This window comes from Psychrobacter sp. PSP (genome assembly GCF_024085615.1).
GTDB classification, from domain to species: Bacteria; Pseudomonadota; Gammaproteobacteria; order Pseudomonadales; family Moraxellaceae; genus Psychrobacter; species Psychrobacter pacificensis.
In genome coordinates this window covers 35,158-58,549 of sequence record NZ_JABLTF010000016.1, presented here as the reverse complement: position 1 = coordinate 58,549, position 23,392 = coordinate 35,158, and the positions used below count along the sequence as shown (strand labels likewise).

Annotated in this window: 18 protein-coding genes; 11 read left to right on the top strand and 7 right to left on the bottom strand. The window is 43.4% G+C overall.

Features of this window, described 5'->3' with window-relative positions; all coding sequences use genetic code 11:
* Positions 1 to 136: 136 nt before the first annotated feature.
* The 3 genes from rlmD to cysM all read right to left on the bottom strand — a co-directional run bounded on the left by rlmD (position 137) and on the right by cysM (position 3,561).
* Positions 137 to 1,690: a 23S rRNA (uracil(1939)-C(5))-methyltransferase RlmD gene (gene rlmD / locus HL061_RS06305; RefSeq protein ID WP_083328877.1), complete on the bottom strand. Its 1,554-nt coding sequence runs from the start codon at positions 1,688 to 1,690 to the stop codon at positions 137 to 139.
* A gap of 62 nt (positions 1,691 to 1,752) precedes the next feature.
* Entirely contained in the window at positions 1,753 to 2,577 is an 825-nt protein-coding gene (locus tag HL061_RS06300) for a 3'-5' exonuclease (protein ID WP_093067765.1), read from the bottom strand.
* 27 nt (positions 2,578 to 2,604) lie between these two features.
* Positions 2,605 to 3,561, bottom strand: a complete 957-nt coding sequence (gene cysM, locus HL061_RS06295) for a cysteine synthase CysM (RefSeq protein ID WP_186475426.1) — start codon at positions 3,559 to 3,561, stop codon at positions 2,605 to 2,607.
* A gap of 573 nt (positions 3,562 to 4,134) precedes the next feature.
* On the opposite strand from cysM, the gene HL061_RS06290 reads away from it, so the two are divergent.
* The 10 genes from HL061_RS06290 (at position 4,135) to tsf (ending at position 17,763) form a co-directional block, all read left to right on the top strand.
* On the top strand, positions 4,135 to 7,602 hold the full coding sequence (locus HL061_RS06290) for an ATP-binding protein (RefSeq protein ID WP_252962633.1): 3,468 nt from the start codon (positions 4,135 to 4,137) through the stop codon (positions 7,600 to 7,602).
* Positions 7,603 to 8,090: 488 nt separating this feature from the next.
* Positions 8,091 to 8,903 carry a crotonase/enoyl-CoA hydratase family protein gene (locus HL061_RS06285; protein WP_071002289.1) on the top strand — a complete coding sequence of 271 codons (813 nt, stop codon included), beginning with the start codon at positions 8,091 to 8,093 and terminating at the stop codon, positions 8,901 to 8,903.
* Positions 8,904 to 9,196: 293 nt separating this feature from the next.
* Complete coding sequence (locus HL061_RS06280) at positions 9,197 to 10,456, top strand: multidrug effflux MFS transporter (protein ID WP_240365907.1); 1,260 nt, start codon at positions 9,197 to 9,199, stop codon at positions 10,454 to 10,456.
* A gap of 324 nt (positions 10,457 to 10,780) precedes the next feature.
* Positions 10,781 to 11,653 carry a transporter substrate-binding domain-containing protein gene (locus tag HL061_RS06275; protein ID WP_240365908.1) on the top strand — a complete coding sequence of 291 codons (873 nt, stop codon included), beginning with the start codon at positions 10,781 to 10,783 and terminating at the stop codon, positions 11,651 to 11,653.
* An 81-nt stretch (positions 11,654 to 11,734) separates the two neighbouring features.
* Positions 11,735 to 13,945 (top strand): ATP-binding protein, encoded by a 2,211-nt coding sequence (locus HL061_RS06270; RefSeq protein ID WP_252962632.1) that lies wholly within the window; start codon positions 11,735 to 11,737, stop codon positions 13,943 to 13,945.
* Between the two features lie 62 nt (positions 13,946 to 14,007).
* Entirely contained in the window at positions 14,008 to 14,370 is a 363-nt protein-coding gene (locus tag HL061_RS06265; RefSeq protein WP_058025789.1) for a response regulator, read from the top strand.
* A gap of 30 nt (positions 14,371 to 14,400) precedes the next feature.
* Positions 14,401 to 14,850, top strand: a complete 450-nt coding sequence (locus tag HL061_RS06260; RefSeq protein ID WP_223334867.1) for a chemotaxis protein CheX — start codon at positions 14,401 to 14,403, stop codon at positions 14,848 to 14,850.
* 38 nt (positions 14,851 to 14,888) lie between these two features.
* Entirely contained in the window at positions 14,889 to 15,338 is a 450-nt protein-coding gene (locus HL061_RS06255; protein WP_093067793.1) for a chemotaxis protein CheX, read from the top strand.
* A 395-nt stretch (positions 15,339 to 15,733) separates the two neighbouring features.
* A complete protein-coding gene (gene rpsB / locus HL061_RS06250; RefSeq protein WP_186475105.1) occupies positions 15,734 to 16,519 on the top strand; it encodes a 30S ribosomal protein S2 in 786 nt (261 codons plus the stop codon).
* Positions 16,520 to 16,881: 362 nt separating this feature from the next.
* Positions 16,882 to 17,763 carry a translation elongation factor Ts gene (tsf, locus tag HL061_RS06245; protein WP_240365913.1) on the top strand — a complete coding sequence of 294 codons (882 nt, stop codon included), beginning with the start codon at positions 16,882 to 16,884 and terminating at the stop codon, positions 17,761 to 17,763.
* A gap of 195 nt (positions 17,764 to 17,958) precedes the next feature.
* Here tsf and HL061_RS06240 read toward each other — a convergent pair whose 3' ends face one another.
* From HL061_RS06240 to hflX, 4 genes are all read right to left on the bottom strand, one after another.
* Positions 17,959 to 18,768, bottom strand: coding sequence for a lytic transglycosylase domain-containing protein (locus tag HL061_RS06240; RefSeq protein ID WP_186475103.1), 810 nt, complete (start codon positions 18,766 to 18,768; stop codon positions 17,959 to 17,961).
* A gap of 505 nt (positions 18,769 to 19,273) precedes the next feature.
* Positions 19,274 to 19,963, bottom strand: coding sequence for an LrgB family protein (locus tag HL061_RS06235; protein ID WP_238036448.1), 690 nt, complete (start codon positions 19,961 to 19,963; stop codon positions 19,274 to 19,276).
* A gap of 16 nt (positions 19,964 to 19,979) precedes the next feature.
* Positions 19,980 to 20,414 carry a CidA/LrgA family protein gene (locus HL061_RS06230; protein ID WP_238036449.1) on the bottom strand — a complete coding sequence of 145 codons (435 nt, stop codon included), beginning with the start codon at positions 20,412 to 20,414 and terminating at the stop codon, positions 19,980 to 19,982.
* Between the two features lie 350 nt (positions 20,415 to 20,764).
* Complete coding sequence (gene hflX / locus HL061_RS06225) at positions 20,765 to 22,198, bottom strand: ribosome rescue GTPase HflX (protein WP_240365917.1); 1,434 nt, start codon at positions 22,196 to 22,198, stop codon at positions 20,765 to 20,767.
* Positions 22,199 to 22,505: 307 nt separating this feature from the next.
* On the opposite strand from hflX, the gene HL061_RS06220 reads away from it, so the two are divergent.
* Positions 22,506 to 23,306: a lysophospholipid acyltransferase family protein gene (locus HL061_RS06220; RefSeq protein WP_252962631.1), complete on the top strand. Its 801-nt coding sequence runs from the start codon at positions 22,506 to 22,508 to the stop codon at positions 23,304 to 23,306.
* Positions 23,307 to 23,392 lie beyond the last annotated feature (86 nt).

Sequence of the window (23,392 nt, the reverse complement as noted above, 5' to 3'; positions counted from 1 at the left end):
CTCTGTAATGACTTTGGTTAATTATGTGAAATAGTCGTGAGCTATGGGCAAAATATTATCCAAGCTTGGATTCAGTGTTGCGGTCATAATACGGCTACTTAAGAGGTTATTACGAATCATAAGATACGTATAAAAATCAGCTGTCTACTTTTTCAAAACGAGCGATAGACTCGACGTGTCCAGTATGGCAGAACATATCCATGACACCCGCATGCGTCAAGCGATACCCTTGCTCTAGTAATGCTTTGGTATCGCGGGCGAGGGTTGCTGGATTACAAGAAACGTAGACGATACGCTCAGCGTTGAATTTTGGCAAATACTGCATAATCTCCCAAGCACCAGAGCGCGGGGGGTCGATGAGTAAGGCGTCAAAACCCTGATTGGCCCAAGGTTTGTCAGTGCAATCTTTTGTCAAATCTTGACTATAAAATTCAGTATTGCTGATACCGTTACGACGAGCATTGTCAGCCGCACGCTTGGTCATGGCCTCACTACCTTCGACACCCACCACAGAACCTGTTTCACCAACGAGACGTGCTAGCGGCAGGCTAAAATTACCCAAACCACTAAACAGATCCAGTACTCGCTCACCTGCTTTTAAATCTAATAAGTCGCAAGCCAGCTTGGTCATTTGGCGATTGACAGATAAATTGACTTGGGTAAAGTCAGTAGGAATAAATTCAAAGGTCAAATCATATTCTGGCAGTTGATAATATAGGCGACCAAACTGCTCGCTTAGATCATCTGCCTCTGTCAAAGCGATACGTTCAATACTATCAGCACCTTTTGACTGTAGATATAGCTGCCAATTGCGCGCTGCAAAGAATGCTTTTAATTTGTCTATATCAGCCTCTGACAGCGGCTCTAAGTGACGCACGATTAGTGCAACAGGTTGATTGCCGTCAGGCAATTCTGGCAATTGCTCACCCATCGCAAGCTCAAGCTGAGCAATCTTGTCACGGCTCTCTAGCGTGCTGATGAGCGTCTTTAAGTTCTCAATCTCAAAACCGATGCGTGGGTCTAAGATATGGCATTCATTGAGCTCTGCCAAAAAGTTACTTGAGCGCTCACGAAAGCCGACCAGCGCGGTTTCTTTTTTGACGACATAGCGCACGCCTAGACGAGCCTTGGTGCGATAGCCAAGACGATCACCTACGACAGGTGCTAGCCAGTTATCAGGTTCTACATTGGCTTGATGCATGAGCATCTCAGCAAGTACGGACTGCTTAAAATTTATCTGCCCATCGGGCTGCCAGTGTTGTAAGTTGCAGCCACCGCAAACACCAAAATGTGGGCAAGGCGGCACAGCACGCTCAGGATTTGGATTGGCAGTGATGCTGATTGCATCGCCTTCCTCAAAACTGGCACGGCTATTGGTGATTTTTACCAGTGCGCTTTCACCCGGTAGGGCAAAGCTTACAAATATTTTTTTGCCATGCTTATCTTCAGCATGGCCATCATCAACCCCAAAACCATTGCCATAGATGGCAACACCGCGACCATCATGTGACAAACCATCAATGTTAAATGGAATCGGCTCTGCATCTTTTAGACGACGGCGCGTTTTTGATGATGGCTTAGATTTTTTCTTGCTGGGTGGAATGGCAATCTTTTGGCTATCATTCGTTTGAGTAACACCGTTCTGCGGAGCAGAATTGGCTATTGAGGTTTTGGAGTCGGTGGGTTGCATAAACCTGCCTTAATAATAAATAACTATAAGAGGAGAATAATAAACTGCTAATAATACGGTTTCTATAATTTGGGTGCCGATGACCAGTCAGCAATAAACTCTTGATGTCGTGGACTACCATCGGCTTGGGTATATTGTGCTAGATAGTCGTAGCTCTGCTGTTGCCACGCATCAAAATCTGGTGAGGACAGCTTTCCTGTCAGACGTAGCCAACGAAGATAGATGAGCCAAGTGTTCATCACATCAGACTCACAATAGATGGAGAGTGTCTGCCAATCACCACTACTGACGAGCGCGCCCACCATGCTACCATCAACGTCAGTTTTGCCTGGTAATCCATATAAACTGGCGACGATATCCATGGCCTCGCGGCGACTGGCACCGTACTGACTAAATCTGTCCATCAAATCAAGATGACGTGTATGGAAGCGATTGACGTAGTTATCAAAGCGCATATTTTTGATACGTTCACCTTCTTCAAACAGCCATGGCGCTGATAAATCATATTGCATAGCGCGATATATCAGTACAGGTATGTCAAAACCTGAACCATTCCAACTGATGAGCTGTGGCAAGGTCTCAAGATCACTGAATGCCCGAAAAAACTTGGCAAGAATGTCTTTTTCGCTAAACTTATCCGCGGTCAATGAAAACAACGATAACTTACCATCCTTGATATACAGTGCCGAGATACAGACAATGCGCTGCAATGGCAAGCGCATAAAATCATGTCCTGCCTCCTGCATGCGGATGGCTGTCAGTGCGCTTAAGGTGTCTTCATCATTCAGTGCAGCCAACTGCGGATAAATACGCCGTGCGCCATCGATATCGGCGACCGTCTCGATATCGAAAACTAGTATAGGGTCGGACGGTAGAGCTTGTGACATAAAGAATCCTGCATTTTTATAAGCTTACTATGCTGCGTTATCTGCATCATTATCGATATGACTGTCATCAACATTGTATAAACCTGTCGATAAATAACGGTCTCCACGATCACAGACGATAAAGGCAATGACGGCATCAGGATTATTTTTGGCGACTTGCGTTGCTGCCCATGCCGCTGCACCTGAGGACACTCCAGCAAAAATACCTTCAGTTTTTGCCAGTTTGCGCATGTAGACTTCAGCGATACGCTGATCGACATCCATGATCTCATCGACCAAGTCTGCATCAAAAATACCCGGCATATATGCAGCAGGCCAACGGCGGATGCCAGCAATAGAAGCGTCTTCATCAGGCTGCAAACCAATGATTTTGACGTCTGGATTTTGTTCTTTTAGATAACGTGAGACACCAGTGATGGTGCCAGTGGTACCCATTGAGCTAATAAAGTGGGTGATCTTACCGTCAGTTTGCGCCCACAACTCAGGCCCTGTGGTGAGATAATGCGCTTGACTGTTGTCAGGATTGTTAAACTGATCCAGTACGATGCCTTTACCATCGGCTTGCATCTGTAATGCCAAATCACGCGCCGCTTCCATGCCTTCATCGACTTCAATCAACGTCGCGCCGTAAGCAATCATGGCATCTTTACGCTCTTGAGTAGAGTTGGTTGGCATCAGTAATGTCATTGGATAACCGCGCATCGCCGCGACCATAGCTAATGCAATGCCAGTATTGCCGCTAGTGGCTTCAATCAATGTATCGCCGGGTTTGATATCACCGCGCTGCTCTGCTTGATAAATCATATTAAAAGCAGGGCGATCCTTTACAGAGCCAGCAGGGTTATTGCCTTCTAATTTGGCTAATAATGTGGCGCCATTTTCGATATGCTCTTGTTCAGGTAGGCGCTGCAATTTAACCAATGGCGTTTGACCGACACAATCGGCAAGCGTGGTGACTTGAGTGATAAAGTTAGCGTTTGACATGGCCGTTGCGGACATAAGAAATCCTTATTTATTTTCTAAAATATTTTTTGGGCGATAGGCTGTGATCGAATCACTATTTTTTATTGTCTGATCATCATTTGAGACAAGCGTTTTGTGTATTGGCTTATAGTGACAGATAAACCAAAACTTAACGGCAGTAGCGTACGCTCTCATTCATCATGAGGGTAAACCATCTAGTGTGGCAAATAAAAAGTTGCGTCATTATATCATTTTGTTGCTAGTTGCGCTTATTGCATAAAAGAATAATACTTGATGAAAGCGCCTTTTACTGGCAATTTTTTTAGGGACAAAAGCAGGTTTTATGGTGCCGCAACCATGCCGTTTAGTAACGTATGTATATTTGTTAGGTTTGCTTAAAGCCATATTGGTCAAAGTTTGTGTTTCATTCACCTTGAATGGGTAAACGCGATTTATAGAATCCTGTTAAGATAATCTTGAACCATAAAAGGCGTATCTTTAAAAAACAAGCTAGCAAGCTTAAGCATTTTTTATGGTAGCGTAGAGACCGTAACAAAATTCACAGACAGCATTTTCGTAGAGAGTAGAGCGAGCATGGCATATAAAAAACGTTTTAATACCAGTAGCGCTTATGGTCAGCTGATCCTATTGGTGTTTTTACCCATCTGCGTGTTGGCGGCGGTAGGGGGGATTTTGGTATTTCACGAAACCATGCGTGCGAGCGATTCAGAGCAAGAGGCACTGGCTGAGGCGGTATTGATTCGTTATACACCAGTCATTGCAGAGCTGATTCCTGATTTGTTGGAGCAAGAACGTCAGCAATCAAAAAGCAGCACAGATGAGGCATCACAGAGTGCGATGACAACGCTCGAAAGCATACAGGATAAACTCGGGCGTATGCAGTCTGAGCAGCATGTACAGCGTATTGCTGTTATCAATGAAGGCAATCAAGTATTGGCGACCGTAGGCTATGGTCTGAACGAGAAATGGCCGCTAATCAGTGACTCAGCAAAGTTTTTATCGCAAAAACCAACGCCTGTAGGCACGGCATATGGCAGCGTGTTGGGTGAGTTTGAGGGGCAGACGTTGTGGCTACTGGTCGATATGGACAACGAGCCACTTTATATCGCCCGTTATCGTATCGCGATGGCGCTGGTGATTACCGGTCTGTTTACCATTCTGATTTTATTACTCAGCTTAAATATTTACTCAAAGCGTTGGATTGCACCTATCTATGAGCTGCGTTTGCAATTACAACGTACCCATGTTGATAACTTATATCAGCCTGTACCAGTAGAGTCAGATGGTGAGCTTAATTTATTACAGCAAGATTTGGTCAAGACATTTCGTCGCCTCCATAGAAGTTTTCAGGAGCTCAAGGATCATGCCGAGCAAACCGAAGACGATCTGCGTTTGGCATTTGATGAGATGGAAATGCAAAACATCTCTATTCGAAATGCGCGTGATGCTGCCATCTCAACCAGCCAAGCCAAATCCGCATTTTTGGCCAACATCAGCCACGAGCTGCGCACGCCGTTGAACAGTATCGATGGCTTTATTAACTTATTAGCGCGTCACGGTGAGCTCAATCCTGAACAGGATTTATACGTACAGACTATCCGCAAATCCTCAGCTCACCTACTTGCTTTGGTCAATGATGTTTTGGATTTTTCTAAGATTGAGGCGGGCAAGTTGGTGCTTGATCGTCATGAGTTTGATTTGTATGACACCATTTATGATGTGGTTGATATGCTCTCTCCTGTCTCTGCCGAGAAAGGGCTGCGCATGGCTGTCTTGTTCTATAACGATGTGCCAATGCGTATCAATGGCGATGCGCTGCGCCTCAAGCAGGTATTGACCAATATCGTTGGTAATGCCATCAAGTTCACAGATAGTGGCGATGTGGTCGTACGGGTCAGCTTGGATGATCACCGTGATAACTATCTAATGATTAGCGTGCAAGACAGTGGTAAAGGCATCTCGCTTGCTGATCAAAAAATGCTGTTTCAGAGCTTTAGCCAAGGCGATCCGTCAATCACGCGCCAGTATGGTGGTACGGGGTTGGGTCTGGTTATCTCCAAGCAATTAACGCGTCTGATGGGCGGCGATATCGGCTTTCATGACAATGCTCAAGAGAACATCGCCAACCAAGGCGCGACGTTTTGGTTCCGTATGCCAGCCCATGTCGATGTGCTAGAGGCACCAACTGGTCAGACCATTGAGCTGCCAGTATTGGCACCGCTTGCGAGCGAGACAGATGAGTTCAACGTCTTGGTTTGGATCAGTCATACGGCCTCAATACAAGTGTTGAAGGCCAGCTTGCAGTACTTGCCGATTAAGCTCACCCAAGCCAATTCATTACCGGGGGTGCTTGAGTCACTCAAAGAGCATGGCAACTTTTGGGATTGGGTCATCGTCGATGATGACACGCAAGACGATATGATGGCGTTACTCAAGCAAATCCGTCTCCATTATCAAGGCAAACTTGCTGTGTTTGGCTATCAAGTGGCAGCTGACCAAACACTGCTAAACCGCTATCAAGCCAATATCTTGTATGAGCCATTGGACAAAAGACAGCTATATGCAATGCTTGATACACAAAACCGTAGCATGCCAAAGAGCTTACAAGAGCCGCGCTGGAAAGGGATTACCGTGCTGGCAGTTGATGATCATCTACCAAATTTGTTGGTGCTTGATGCGCTATTGAGCGAGCTTGGCATACAAGTCATTACAGCGAGTAGCGGCTTTGATGCCATAGAAATTATCAGTAAACAGCAAACCAAAAATGTCAAATCTGCTAAAAACGATAAGCAGAGTCTGTCGAATAAAACGCAACTCTCAAAAGCCGAGACACGCGATGATGTCAATAAAAAATCCAGCACCTCCCTGTATGCTGAAGAGAGTGCAAATGACGATAAAACAGCTACTCAAGATAAAAATCATATCGATTTGATATTTATGGATATCCAAATGCCGCGTATGTCAGGTCATGAAGCAGCGAAGCAAATTCGGAGCATTGAAGCGGCTGATAGCCGTATTCCTATTATTGCTCTCACCGCACATGGCTTAGCGGATGAGCGCGACAAGCTGATCGCCAGCGGTATCAATGACTACGTTGGCAAACCAATTAGCCAACCTCAGTTATTGCAAGTACTCCAAAAGTGGCTAGGCCGGAAAAGCATCACACCGCAAATAACGGCATTGGCTGATACTGATCTGCAAGCTTCTAATTTGCAAAGCATCGATTTACAAAATACCGACTCCGAAAATATACACCTCACAGAACAATCGACGCCGCTCTCGGATCAAAAGACCCCAATTTATCCGATGGTCAAAGACAACGAACGCGTTCGTAATAGGACTGAAATCACAGAACCGCCAAAAGTCACTCGACCATTATCACTGAAAAAAATCCGTGATGACTACTTGCGTGACAGTCAGCCACGTGACGATTATAGACGAGAGACCACCCGTGAGAACCAGCCTCGCTATGAGAGCCTACGTTTATACAAGCAAGGGCAAGAATCATTATTATATCCACCAAAAGAACCGACAGATAATTCTGCTGAAGACATAACAGCGAATATGGACAAAAGGCTATATGAGCAAACGGATCACAACCTCCATCAAAAAAACCTCAGTACAATGGATACGTCTGATATTTTAGACTGGCAAGATGCGCTTACTCGCTCAGCAAACAAACCTGATTTAGCAGCCAAGCTCATCATTATGATGCTCGATACGATTAACGAGGAAAAGCAAGCACTGACTCAAGCATGGGAAGCTCGTGATCGTAACTTATTGGCACAAATCGCCCATCGCATATTGGGCGGCAGCCGTTATACAGGAGTGCCGCAGCTACGTCAGGCCAGCCAAGATTTGGAAGATAAGTGTCTGCTGAATGTACAGCATACGACACCTGTGCAATTTGCAATGATTGAGCCTTATTATGAGGCATTATTAACGGCGCTAGACAACCTGCAAAAGGTAGATTTATCATCTTATCCGCAGCTTAATTATCATCGTTTGAGCGAAAATGACATGACGTGGAAAATGATTTAGAGCAGGTAATCGGACCGTTATTATGCGATGTAATAAGTGAATTGCATACGATACCGATCACTAGCGGTCAGATAATGTGCGAATATTAAAAGGCAGACGCTTGATACAGTATCGTAGCAGTCAGTTATTGCTACGGTAGAGTAGGGTTAAGCCTGCTAATATTGTGACCATCATTACTAGGGCGTGTTGAACATTCGCAAATAGGCACTGCTGATCGCTAAAATGGTTCCAGACAAGGCACAAAGCGACGATAATGCAGATGCCTTAGCGAGATTTGCAACGCAGTATGGGGCAATTTTAGCATCAGCCCCAACGATAAAAGCAGGGGACAGGACTCTTTTTTGCCGTTTCATCGTTAAAAATAAGCGCTTAGAATGACTAAACTTATTATTTTTAACATCGAATCGCCTAAAAAATAGTCGCTGTCAGTGCCATGGTCGAATGTTCAACACGCCCTATAGTTATTTTATTCATTAATAAGGATTATTATGAACGTGGTTGCCAGTTACCAGTATGAAACATTACAAGTGCATGTCGTAGACAATATATTAACGGTCACCTTAAATCGTCCAAATAAAAAAAATGCCATGAGCTTTCAAGTCATAGATGAGCTGATTATGGTGGCAGAGCGCATTAGCAAAGACAAAACGATACGCGCGGTTATTTTAAATGGTGCAGAAGGCACATTCTGTGCAGGTATTGATTTAGGGGATTTAAACCATCCCAAAAACCAAGCCTTTGCTATTTGGGAGCTGATTAAGCCTTGGCAAAGCTCATTCCAACGTGTCTGCTTGGTGTGGCGTGATCTACCAGTACCTGTCATCGCGGTACTAGAAGGCTACTGTATTGGCGCTGGGCTACAGCTAGCATTGGCTTGCGATGTGCGTATTAGTCATCCGGATTGCCAGCTGTCTATTATGGAAGCCAAATGGGGTTTGGTACCGGACATGGGATTGACGCAATCGGCATTTGGGGTGGTACGAGAAGACGTTCTCAAAGAGCTTGCCATGACGGCGCGCATCATCAATGCCAATGACGGCAAAGAATTAGGATTAATCAGTCATTGTAGTGAGACGCCGCTTGAGCAAGCACAGCAGCTGGCGGCTGAGTTTGCTGAGCGTTCTCCTGATGCTGTGCTAGCGAGCAAACGCGTAATCAATGCGATGTATGAGCAGCCTGCAACTACCTTATATAAAGAAAAAATCTGGCAAATTAAGATGATGCTTGGACGCAATCGTAAACTTGCTCTGAGAAAAGCAAAGCAAGCTAGCACGGTGTTTAGCAAACGTCAGTTCCGCTAACGTTCTTTAATTTTGGTAGATATTGTCTTAAGGATTTTATCTGAGACAATTTCGGCCTCAGTACTTAGATTAAAAGTACGCCAGACATATTTTGATAAATTACGTTGATTGTTTTTAGTTGTTAAGGCTTGTTTCATTAGTCCCTTATGGCTATTGAAATCCGAGTGGACAGCACGATATAACACTGTTTGCTTGCACAGATTTAGATAAAGATGCACTATTGTCGTTAAAAATATCTATTTCATGCATCTTACAAGCGCTTAAGTAATCATCACTATATAAATGGTCTAACTATGTCTGCCCCAAAGTCCTCTCTACCAAATAAACCTATCGCCTCTGAACGAGTACGTTCTGCTGATCTGCCTGTTGCATGGATTATGATGCTAGGATTAATGGTTGCGGTAGGGCCTTTATCCATTGATATGTATCTGCCTGCGCTACCATCAATGGCAGATGATTTTGGCGTATCTACGGCATTTATGGCCAACTCTGTGCCAGCGTATTTTTTGGGTTTGGTATTCGGGCAGTTATTTTATGGCCCTTTTAGTGATCGTGTCGGCCGTGTTAAGCCTTTATACATAGGCATGACACTATATGTGATTGCGTCCATTCTTTGTGCGACCACTGACAATGAATATGTATTATTTGTAGGGCGAACGATGCAGGCATTAGGCGCTTGTGTAGGGGCAGTGGTGACTCGCGCTGCTATTAGAGATCGCCTAACCGCCAAGCAAACCGCAAAAGCTTTTTCGATTATGATTTTGGTCATGGGTCTGGCACCCATACTAGCGCCGTCGCTTGGTGCACTATTTTTACAGTTTTTTGATTGGCATTCCATTTTCTGGTTTTTGGCCGCTTTTGGTGCCCTAAATTTATTGCTTACTAAGTTTTTCTTTTTTGAGACATTGACCGAAGAAAATCGTAATGTGCGTCCTGCAAAAGAAGTGCTTAGTCAGTATTGGGATTTATTAAAAGATCCAACCTTCAACTATCCAGCGATTGGTGGCGGGTTGTTGATGGGTGCGATGTTTGTCTATATCAGCTCAGCTTCTGAATTAATCATGGACACTTATGGCGTCTCGGCCACGCACTTTGGCTGGTTGTTTGGGATGAATGCGGCGGGCTTTGTGGGTTTGACTCAGCTGAATCAGTGGTTGACCAATCGCTTTCGTATCTTGAGCATATTACGCTTTGGGACGATGATGCAGGTGCTCTCTGCAGGCACATTGTTTGTTGTCGGTATATTTTTGGGGACCGATGCTTGGTTGCCACTGGTGCTGGCGTGTATTTTCTTTTGTATTGCAGGCTTGGGATTGACCCAGCCAAACGCCTCAGCGATTGCGCTGGCTTTTCAAAAGCAGCGTGCGGGTATGGCAAGCGCGCTGCAAGGCTCGCTGATGTTTTCAGTGGGTATTTTTGGTGGTTTATTATTAAACTTATTCCCTCTCAATCCAGTGTTAAAAATCGGTATTGCACTTTTTGTACTGATGAGCTTGGGTGCGTTTTTAATCTGGCAGATAGATCGTAATTTAGACCTCGATGACGCAGAGTAGCGGCTGCAAGTTTTTGAGACACCCAATATTGGGTGTTTTTTTTGTCTTAATAAAAGGGTTCTGATACATGAGCGCTACGCGTGGTAATGCAGAGCCTGATGCTTTTATAAGACACGCCTTATAATGACTGAGGTGTCATGTTTAATCGTAGTTGATTGAAAATAAATAGTTTGTTGTCACCAAACAAATTTATCAGAAATATTTCAATTAGAAAAAAATTAGTGTAGATTGTAACTTTATGTTTACAATGTAAGGTTTTTTGAAACTGACAGTTACCATACAGTGATGTTAAGACAACAAGCGTTGCAACTTTAAGGACAAAACATGATGCAGTTATATCGAGTATTACCAGTTATATTAAGCGTCGGTTTATTTGGTTGTGGTAATTCTTCTACCACAGAAAATACCAATACAGCTGGCACACCAGTGACAAAAAATGAAGACAGTTTTGTAAGTAACTTACCGGATACTGCTCCAGTCATCAAAGTGGGTACTGAAGCCAATTATGCGCCTTATGAGTTTAAGGATGAATATGGAAATGTAACTGGATTCGATATCGAGCTAATGCAACATATTGGCGAAAATCAAGGGTTTAAAATCGAGGTTTATAACGATCCTTGGGAAGGGTTATTCAATAACTTGGATAACAAAAGCCGAGATATGATTGCGGCAGGTTTGACCTATAGTAATGAAAGAGCTAGTAAGTATCTACTTTCAAATCCCTATGCACCGCTCCCTACTAGTATTGTATATCTAGATAAATCATTAAATATCCAGTCTTTAAACGATTTAGGTAACGTCAGACTAGGTGTTTTGAGTAACTCAGAGCCTTATGAATATTTTGCTAAGGGAGAGTACAAAACTGAATCTGTAGAACAGTACCCAACCACGTTTGCAGCAGTAGAAGCCATGGCGCAAGACAAAGTTGATGCTGTAGTAGATGATTCGGGTGTACTTCGCTATACCCTAAACGACTTACCAAGCCTCCAGCCACTATACTTTGATTATGAAAGTATCAAAGCAGAGGGTGCTCGAAAAGTATTTTTGATTGATAAAAGCCACCCTGACTTACTTAAAAAAGTAAATACTGGCCTTAAAGAGCTTCAAGAAGATGGCACCTATGCCAAATTAACCACTAAATGGTTTGGTACAGATCTGACAAAGACGTCTTTACAGCAACAACAAATGTTGCAGTAGTCTTAAGCGTAATAGTGATGGAACGTATTATTTTTAAATAAATAATAAATATGAATTTATCTATATTAAAAGGAATATGCTATGACTGTATCAACTCAAAATGGTAGCTCCCGTTACCGAGGTTTGATTCTGTCCATCGCTGCCTTCTTGGCATTGATTGGGGTGTTGCTCGCCTTTACGTTTTATACATCAAGTGTTCTTGAACGTAATACAACACTTGTAAATATATCTAATAAAACAGCTAATAATGCTCAAGCGATTATTAAGGATCTGTTTGACTTGCAAAGTAGTGTGGGGGAGCATATTAACTCCCCCCATCAAAAGCGTGTTAGGGAAAGGTTGGAGAGTAACACTCAAGAAATCGATCAATTGCTTATCAGTATGCGTGAGGGTTCGAAATATACCGATGCCGCAGGTACTGTTTATAATATTCCTAGTATCAAGACAGCGGGTGAGTTGGCAGCTTTAGAAGAGGCACGGGAAGAGTGGAATACTCTAAAACCACTAATTGTCAATTATTTAGAAACTGCTGGTGATATCCGGATTGATTCTTCAGATGAGCTGGCATTAGCTTATGAGCAAGCCAAAACCTCCAGTTTGCTGATCAACGACTCGCTAGATAATCTGACACGCGACGTATTTAGTAATGCAGAGCGCCAAGCCAATACCATTCGTCTAATTCAGGCACTTGGGGTTGTTGCGATTTTTGCTTACTTCTTGATCTTCGTATTCTTCTTTGTACGCCGCTTACGTGAGACCGATGCTGAGGCATTTGCTGCTCGTCGCGAAACGCAAGAGATTATGGAAACGGTAAATACGGGCCTATTCCTACTGGACAAAGACTTAAATATTGGTCAGCAGCACTCGCGCGCGCTAAACAGTATCGTTGGTTCTGATAGGCTAGCAGGAGAAAACTTTACCAACGTCTTGCGTGGTCGTATTTCTGACAAAGATCTTAAGACCACTCAGCAGTTCATTGAGCAGCTTTATAATCCTCGAGTTAAAGAAAAATTGGTAGATTCTCTAAATCCTTTGCACAAAGTGATGCTACATAACAGCTCTGATGATAAAGGACTTAACAATCGCTTCTTAGACTTTAAATTCTCACGTGTTTATGAAGACAAAGACATCGCACGTATCTTGGTCAACGTCAATGACGTGTCAGATGCTGTTTACTTAGAGCAGCGTTTAGAAAAAGAACGCTCGCAAAACGATATGCAGATTGAGATGTTAACCACTATCTTGAATGTAAATCCAAAGATCATTAATGAGTTCATTAGCAACACCCAAGCGCATATCGAGCGTATGAACAACATCTTGAAAAATCCTGGTAGCTCACAATACGAGCTTGAAGGCAAACTAAATGCGATCTATCGTGAAATGCACAGCTTGAAAGGTGAGGCATCGGCACTAAAACTGCATAGCTTTACTAAAATTGCGTCAGAAGCAGAAGACAAATTGCATGCCTTGCAAAATCAAGGCCAGCTATCGGGTAATGATTTCTTACAGTTGGCAGTACACTTAGATGACTTACTAAGTCTATCAAATACCATTGCGACCTTGGGTGAACGTATTAACCGCTCAGCACCGCCTAAAGCGGCGACAGCCAATACGCAAGCCCCATTAAGCGATTCTGCTTTAAAAGACAGCGTGGCAAAAACAGCTGCGGTAAATAGTCAGCCAGCGAGTAGCATCAGCACTGATGGCGGTTTAGATATTGATCTAGACGGTGAAAGCAATGATGATCGACTGTCTTTTTACAATGACTTTGCAAAAGAGATTGCCGCTAGACAAGGCAAGCAAGTACAGCTAAAAAGCACGACACTGGCGCAAACTCACATACCAGAGCATCTTGCCAAGCCAATTAAAGAAATCAGTATCCAGTTACTACGAAACGCAGTTGTGCACGGTATCGAAGCACCAAGTGTTCGTCATTCGGCTGGTAAGCCTGAAGTCGGTACGATTGACTTAGAAGTACAAGATAACGGTTCAGATTTCATACTAGTAGTGCAAGATGATGGCCAAGGTATCGATTATGACAGCATCCGTAATAAGCTAAGCAAAGAAGGTCGCTTTAGTGAGGAAGAAGCAAGCCAGCTCAGTCAAGGCGATTTACTCAAGCAGTTATTTTCTTCTGGCTTCTCAACCAAAGAAAACGCAGATGAAGATGGTGGACGCGGCGTTGGACTGGATATCATCAAAGCGCAAGTAAAAGACTACAATGGTAAGCTGAACGTAAATAGTGAGCTGGGTCAAATGACACGGTTTGTCATTACGTTACCAAAAGCTTAATTAAAAACAGTAAACATATTGTCAGGGACGACAAGCATTTCATTAAAGGTAATAGACAAGTTATGCATAAATTAATGATTGTTGATGATTCAAATATTATCAGAAACCGTATTCAGCGCGCATACGACTCAGGAAAGTTTATGCTGGTTGCAACAGCGACTAGCGGCGTTCAAGCCATTGAAAAATTTAACATTCATCGTCCTAACGTGATCACCATGGACTTGACCATGCCACAAATGGACGGACTTGAGTGTATCGAAAAAATCATTGCGATTGATCCTGATGTACGTATTTTGGTCGTATCAGCGTTGTCTGATAAGGCCACTGGTATCGAAGCTTTATCACTAGGTGCCAGCGGTTTCTTGTGCAAGCCTTTCTCAGAAGAGGAGCTCGTGGAGTCTTTGTATGAGCTGATGCAAGACTAATACCATTCATCGATTAAAGCAGATGCCATTATGAAAGAACAAAAGCTACAGATTTTTTTGAGTATTATTAGTAACTATTTTAATCAGTTTGGTGGAGAAGAGCTAATTGCTGACACTCCTTACTTATTAGAAAACAAACAGCCAAAAGTCCACGATTATACAGGCGTTATTGGTATATCAGGTGGACAAAAAGGCGTGGTATATTTTTCGGCAACTCGTCAATTACTGTCTTCAATATTGGACAGCATGGGCGAGACCGATAAGAGTGAGGAAAACTACATCGATTTGGCTGGTGAAGTTGCCAACACGATTTCGGGTAATGCGCGTAAAGAGTTCGGCTCTGAGTTTCATATCTCTGTGCCGTTTGTGTTCAAAGGCGCACCGCAAAGTATTGTGTTGCCGAACGATGAGCGTTCTTTTATCATTCCCATCACTTGGCACTCACAAGTTGGCGAGATTGTGGTTTGTTTGCAGGACTAATGCTGCTGCCACGTAATACAGATGGATATTAATATATTATGTTTAAAGTAGAAAAGTTGGGTGTGTTTCTAAGCTCGATCAATGCGTTCTTTGCGCAGATCGACGGCTCAGAGGTGTCTATCGATACCCCTTATTTGAACAACAATAAAACGGCGATTGGTTTTGATTATAGTGGTGTCATTAAGATATCAGGGCCTCTTGAAGGCTGTGTCTATGTCAGCGCACCAAGCGTAATGTTGCGAGAAGTGATAAATGTGATGGGTGAGCCTGACTCTTCGATCACGATGATGAAAGACTTGCTGGGTGAAATGGCCAATACTATCTCTGGTAATGCCCGTACAGAATTTGGTTCTGAATTCATTATCTCTACGCCACAGATTGTTGAAAGCGCACCAAGTGTGTCTTACTTACCTAGAGATCGCCAAAGCTATATCACGCCATTCACATGGCGCGGTTACAAGGCTGTGATTGGTATCTGTATTGCATAATCTAATATGGAACCATTCATATAAAGTCTAAAGCCAGAAATAAAAAAGCGATACGAATGTGTCGCTTTTTTTATTGCACTACCGATCTACTGTGTCTGTAACGCATTGAGGCACTATGAATAAACTGCTGGAGACTTTAAGGTATTATGTGATAAAATACAGCGCAGCTATTTTTACAGTTTAGATATAATTAGTTTAAACGTACAATGGCTTATTTTTGAAACCAACCAATGACACACACATCATGGCAAAAAATTGCTGGGTGTTTGGCGACTTGATTAATTTGCGAACCATTAGGGCTTTAGTAATAAAGACTAGTCAGTAGCAGATGCGTGTCGCCAAATAGGCTGTTTTTGTGATGTGGAGGCATAACCCAACCAATAGGATATATTCTCATGGCTACAAAGAATCCAACCAAAATCGAAATGCGCGACTTACTACAAGCTGGCGCTCACTTTGGTCACCAAACACGTTTTTGGAACCCAAAAATGGGTCCATACATCTTTGGCGCACGTAACAAAATCCATATCATCAACTTAGAGCACACCGTAAAAGCGTTCAACGAAGCGTTGACTTACGTAAACGGCCTAGCTGCTAAGAAAAACAAAGTATTATTTGTTGGTACTAAACGTGCTGCAAGCGGTATCGTACGTGAGCAGGCAGCTCGTGCTGGTATGCCATACGTTGACCATCGCTGGTTAGGTGGTATGTTGACTAACTGGAAAACACTACGCCAGTCAATCAACCGTCTAAAAGAGCTAGAGAAGCAATCAGAAGACGGTACTTTTGCGAAGTTAACCAAGCGTGAAGCGCTAGAGCGTACCCGCGATATGGAAAAACTTGAGCGTTCACTAGGCGGTATCAAAGACATGGGCGGCCTACCTGATGCTATTTTTGTTGTAGACGTAGATCACGAAGCAATCGCTATTAAAGAAGCTAAAAACCTAGGTATCCCAGTTATCGGTATCGTTGATACTAACTCTAGCCCAGACAACGTTGACTACATCATCCCAGCTAACGATGATGCTATCCGTGCTGTGACTTTGTACGTAACTTCTATGGCTGATGCTATCATCGCTGGTAAAGAATACGCACAAACTCAAGCTGGCGGTAAAGCTGAGCAAGCACCTGCTACTGAAGAAGCACCAGCTGCAGAAGAAGCTGCAACTCCAGCAGAGTAAATAGCTGAGTTAAAAAGTTTAACTTTGTAAGGATGTCTTGATAGTGTAGCTATCAGCATCCATATAATGTTATGAACAGCGTATAAGCTCATAATAGGCATGATGTAGTTTTACTCGTCATGCCTTGTTATTGAATAGAGCATTATTAATGAGGCCGTTATACATAACTGAGTAGCTAATGGGCGAGTATTATCGTTCGTACTGGCTATAGCGCTATGTTTTTAAGATTTTATCTTTTTGACATCATTGATGGCTATATTAGTAATGACTCAAAATGAGCGGTCTTGCTAGATTTAAAGCAACATTAAGATATCGAATAGACATTAATTCCTCTTATACATAACTATACTAAGGTGACTCTTATGACAGAAGTAAAAGTATCTGCCAAAATGGTAAAAGAATTGCGTGACCGTACTGGTCTTGGCATGATGGAATGTAAAAAAGCGTTAGAAGAATCAAACGGTGATGTTGAGGTTGCCATTGATAACCTACGTAAATCTGGTCAAGCAAAAGCAGCTAAAAAAGCGGGTAACATCGCAGCTGATGGCGCTATCATCATCGCTCAAGACGACAGCAAAGCGTTCTTGTTAGAAGTTAACTGCCAAACTGACTTCGTTGCAAAAGACGACAGCTTCACAGCATTTGCAGAAAAAGTGGCTAACGTTGCACTAGAAAACAACGTCACTGATGTTGCTGCTATCTCTGAATTGCCTTATAGTGATGGTCAGACTGTTGAAGAAGCACGTGTATCTTTGGTACAAAAAATCGGTGAGAACATTCAGGTTCGCCGTGTTGAAGTACTTGAAGGCGCTAACATCGCTGCATACCGTCATGGTCTACGTATCGGTGTAGTGGTTTCTTATGAAGGTGGCGACGCTGACACTGGCAAAAATCTTGCCATGCACATTGCAGCATTCAACCCTGTTGCTGTCGATGATGAAGACGTTGCTGCTGATGTATTGGCACGCGAAAAAGACATCATCGAAGCCAAAGCAAAAGAGTCTGGCAAGCCTGACAACATCGTTGAAAAAATGATCGAAGGTGGCCTACGTAAGTACCTAGACGAAGTAACTTTGCTACGTCAGCCATACGTTATGGACAACGACAAAAAAGTTGGTGATGTCCTAAAAGCTGAAGGCGTAAAAGTACTTGGTTTCAAACGTCTAGAAGTTGGTGAAGGTATTGAGAAGAAGCAAGAAGACTTCGCTGCTGAAGTTGCTGCAACTCAGGCTGCTAACAAGTAAGCACCAAGTAAGAACTAAGTCATATTGGAAAAAACTGTGAGTGCTGATTCAGCGCTCACAGTTTATCTTTATAACTGATGACCTATCAAGATATAAAGCGTCCAAGCACAAAAAAGCCCGTTAATTTCTTAACGGGCTTTTTTGTGTCTGGCTTTTTAGGTCACCGGTCTATTTCATTTCTAGCTTAGCTCTGGCTTAGCGTAAAGCATCATAAGCTGAGTTAGCATAGCTGGCACTATTTACATTATTGCTAGTGCCGTAACTGACATTGCGCAATCCACTGTTAATGGTGCTACTCGTTTGATTGCTGACACTCATACTGGCGCCAGATAGCCCAGCATCATTCTTATACAAGCTATGATAACGGCTCATGACTCTTTGCACATAGTTACGGGTTTCTTTAAAAGGAGGGATACCGCCGTATTTATCGACATTACCTTCCCCAGCGTTGTAGCCAGCTACTGCATGTTCGACATTGTTGTTGAAACGGCGCATGAGCCAAGCGATATATTTGGCTGAGCCTTCAATATTGTCTGCAGGGTTCCAAGGGTTACTTACATTAAAGCGACGAGCCGTCGCTGGCATTAACTGCATGAGGCCTTGCGCACCGACAGGTGAGCGAGCATTGGGATTAAAAGCGGATTCGGTATGCATCATTGCTTTCATAAGGGCAGGATCTACGCCATTACGTTCAGCAGAGGCGCGAATGTAGCTGTCGTAAGCATTGCGGCTACCACTCTTGCTAGCGGCACTGCTACCATAGCCATTGCTACTATTAATGCCGTCATACATTTTAGAGTCTTTATAATAAGTGACTTTAACTTTCTTAGTGAATTTATCAAAATTGCCACTAGGATTGACGTTGGTCAGTAGTACTTGCCCAGCTTTGTCTTTATAGATATACATATTGCCAGCGTTGGCAGCAGTAGAAAAAGTAGAGAGGGCAATCGCACTTAATAAAATAGGAGACAAACAGCGAATAATCAAAGTAGCAGTATTTATCATAGTGTTATCACTTTTTATCGAATAATAGCAAATTGTTTTGCCTATAGACACGTCATTTTACGCGCTTAAGCGGTCATCGGGGTTGCAGGATTTTATAGCTCGTCATCGATATAGCCACCTAGCAAATACCACGTTTAACAAGAACCACTTGCAATAGATACAAAAAATAATAGTTGCTTACTATAACATATAATAACTTTTTACCGCATCAGATTGACAAAATAAGTTGTAAAATCAAATTTTTATCGTTAAACAAACTTAAATAAATCAAAGTGCTATATTTTTGAAGATTGTTAAATATCTGTTTATATTGGATTATAGGCAAGCACTTTTTTGATGCATACCTTATTTTAATTCTCTAAAATGCAAAGGTGATGACAATGGTTGGATGAGCCAAATGTCATGTCTATTAGTCTCGTTACTGAGTAAGCAATAACAATAAAAATAATGATTGAAATGATGAAACAGTGCTCAGTCATCTGTCAAAGCGGTAAGCAAAATCAGTCTAGATACCGACAGCACTGATAAAGATAGGTACCCAAACTGCAGTAACCAACCCGTTCACTGCCAAGCCAAATGCTGCATAACGTCCCGCTGTGTGACTGATTTGCCACGCTTCTACTGTACCAAATGCGTGAGCAGCCAGTCCAAGTGCAAGACCTTTAGCTCGATCATCATTGATACCGCGAAACAAAAAACGGGCGACAGCGCCGCCAATGAGACCTGAGACGATGATGATCAGGTTCGCCAGTGCTAATGGCGCATTGATTAAGTCTGCAACACTGAGGCCAATGGGAGTAGTCACAGAACGGGTAGCAAAAGCAAGTATGCTGTCGTGACTCAATGAAAATAGATAAGCCAATGACATGGGCAGTAGGGCGCCAATGACACTAGCAATAGCAACGATCAACGAGAGCTTTTTGACAGGCAGTCCTTTAAAGTTCATTGCGGCTAGTGGCACCGCCAAAAGTACTGTGACATATCCTAATAGATGATCGAATATAGGCTTGGCCGCGCTGTAGTAGTTGTCATAATCCCATTGCAATAAAAATAAGAAGACCAGTACCAAAACGAGCGCGGTAATTACCATTGGTAACCATGATAATTTACGCGCTAACACACGTGCAATGACGTGTGCCACCAAGGTTAGGAGTACGGCTGCTAAGGTCGCCATAAATACGCTGTCAAAAGTCATAATATCTCTCCGCAGCTCACGGCTGTTCCTTTTGCTGATTAGTCGTGCCGCTGTCGGCATTGGCATCTTGATTCAACCAGCGATTGGCCAGTAGCGCGAGTCCCCACATCGGTATGAGCGTGCTTACTATCATTGTGACCATCACGCCCAACAGCTCATCTCCTAGCGCGAATAGCAGTAAGCCTGCACCCGCTGAGACGGGCAGAAATGCAAAACCACTATCGACGAGGAGGGTGTTACTGGCTTGAGTGAGCCAGTTAGGCAACCCTTTGAGCAATCGCCATATCATCAAGATAACAAACATTGCCACCAAGCCGACAATATTGGCGGCTTTTTCGATACCTGCCAACTGACAAAGAACCACAGCCGTCTCTCGGACAACGATAACCATAATCAACGTTAAAATTAACGAAATCCATAGCGGGAGATGGGAGGAGTGGGCAGGCTTCATAAGCAGTGTGGCCAAGTCAGATATAGGTGATGAGTTTATAAAAACGAGCGGGCGATAGTATCAATAATATAACGTGAAAAATAATATTATGAACGCTGATAATAGACAGTAGTGACATTTCAACTTTTGAGTGGCGAGTATTACCTATCAATATTTGTTGAATGTATAACCGTTGATTATATAGAGAATAAGCTTACTAATAAAGCTTGTAGACACATTCAAAAAAAATAGACGATATCGATTGATATCGTCTATGCTATTTTAACCTACTGTATAAAAGATTGCTGTCTAACAGTATGAATCAAAGGTTTACTTATCTATTGACGTCAACAATCGTTTTTCAGCAGCGACTATTTTTCAGAATCAGCGGTTTGTGAATTGAGCGCATTAAATTCGTCAAATGCTCTTTCTTCTTCTGCTGTCATCGTCGGCTCTTCAACTTCATGTTCGTCGGGCTGCTCAAATTCCTCAAGTACTGGCATCAGCAATGTTGCTTGTGCAAGCGGTAATACATCGGTGGGCTTGAGATTGGCTTGTCCGAGTAGTTGTCTTAGTCTATCGCTTGGCAAGCGAATCGTCAAGCACTCATGGCCGCTATCATCATAGCTTTCTTCTTCAATAACACCAAGCTCGTACAAGGTATTTTTTAACTGTCCTGCATGATAGGGTAGCGTCAAATCAAAAGTGGTCAATGTGCCAGTTAGTAGCTGCTGCACGGCTAATGACAACTCTTCTATGCCTAAGTTCTCTCTAGAAGACACATAGACACGATTAGGTTGACCTTCGCTAGCATAACCAATACGTGCAGGCTCGTCAGTCAAATCAATCTTATTATAAACATTGAGTACCGGCACATCGTTATCAATCTCAGCCAGTACCTCTTTGACCGCCTGAATTTGCTCATGCATATCTTCACTAGAAGAATCGATGACGTGTAATAATAAGTCCGCCTCTAGCGTCTCTTCTAGCGTTGCATGAAAGGATTCAACCAATTCATGCGGCAAATGACGGACAAAACCTACCGTATCAACCAAGACTACACGTCCCACACCTTGCCAGTCTAAGCGGCGTAGCGTTGGATCGAGTGTCGCAAATAGCTTATCAGCTGCGTAGATATTTTCATCGACTAAGCGATTAAATAAAGTGGATTTGCCCGCATTGGTATAACCAACCAGTGAGATAGTGGGTACGTCTGATTTTTGGCGACGTGCCCGGCCCTGAGCACGAGTCTGTCTGACCTTCTCAATTCTACTTTTGAGCTGCATGACGCGCACTTGTAGCAAGCGACGATCGGTCTCAAGCTGGGTTTCGCCGGGGCCACGTAAGCCAATACCCCCTTTTTGACGTTCCAAATGCGTCCAACCACGGACCAAACGTGTCGATAAATGGTTCAGCTGCGCCAGCTCTACTTGTAGCTTACCTTCGTAAGTACGAGCACGCTGAGCGAAAATGTCTAAAATCAAACCAGTACGATCCAGTACACGGCATTTCACCAAAGCTTCGATATTACGCTCTTGTGAGGGCGATAAATTATGGTTGAACAGTACAATATCCGCATCATGCTCGCGCACCAGTTCTGCAATTTCCTCCGCTTTACCGCTACCAACGAAATACTTGGCGTCAGGGCGTGCACGTGAGCCTGTGACCAGTGCCAAGCGATCGGCACCTGCTGAATCTGCTAGTAGTTCAAACTCGCCTAGATCGTCAGGATCTTGAATTTGGCGAATGTCTAAATGTACAATAATGGCGCGCTCGCCACCTTCATGTCTTTCAAAATAATCCAAAGAGTATCACCTATTTAATAAAGTAAATGTCTCGCTATCAGCAGCTCAATAAGGCTTGGCATAGCGTTCATATGAGTATCTATATGTGGTCTTATCACTTGATATTAAAGGGTATGAGCACAATTAGCGATGGTTTTATGTTACAGCGATGACTGGGATTAATTTTTTATAAATCTGCTTTATTGCCCGTTTGTATAAAAGTGAGCACCCACTGAATGGACACCCTATCACTGAGCGTATGAACTTTGTTATACTGGGCTCGTTTTTTTGACTATTAAACACCCGTTATTTAATCATGAGGGCGAAGATGAGCCAAGCTAAATCAAGCTTTTCACTCAGACGACAGTTGGGACGCGGTAAGCAAATTGCTGGCATGACCACCACCATCGCTGGTGGTATGCGTGCCGCTCAACGCATTGGGGCATTCAAGCAGCCACCACGCGAAAAACTGCCACGCTATATTCAGACGTTTTGTCGCAAGATGGCAGGCTCATTTGGGGTAAAGGTCGTTGAAGTCGAACCAGTAAAGCAGCATCACGGCCTGTGGGTATCGAATCATGTATCATGGATGGATATTCCTATCGTTGGTACCGTGAGTCCAGCATTCTTTTTATCCAAAGCTGAGATTGGTGAGTGGCCTGTGTTCGGTAAGCTCGCGCATGCGGCAGGCACGCTTTTCATCGAGCGCGGCTCCGGTGATGCAGGCTCAGTGTCATCACAGATTGCTGATTTTTTAGCCAAAGGTTTTTCGGTGATTTTCTTCCCTGAGGCGACCACCACCAGTGGCAAAAAAATCAAGCGTATTCATGGGACATTGCTCCAGTCAGCGATAGATGCTGATGTGCCTATCAGACCCATTGTTATCGCTTATGTCGATAAAGATGGCACGCTTAGCGACGCGCTGCCATACTATGGCAAGATGACAATGACCGACAGCATGAAAAAAGTGCTCGATAGCAAAGATGTCACCGCGTATGTATTGCCATTGGCACCGATAGATCCAAAAGGCTGTACCAAAAGCGAGCTGACCAATTTGTTGCAAGCACGTATGCAAGAAGGGTTGGCAGAACTGCATTCACGAGTACTTCGTGTACCCGTTGAAGATTGATTATTTATAGCTAAACTAGCTTAGTTAATAAAAAGGCGCAAATCGCGAGTTATATATATGACTGCGATTTGCGCCTTTTTTGTGTC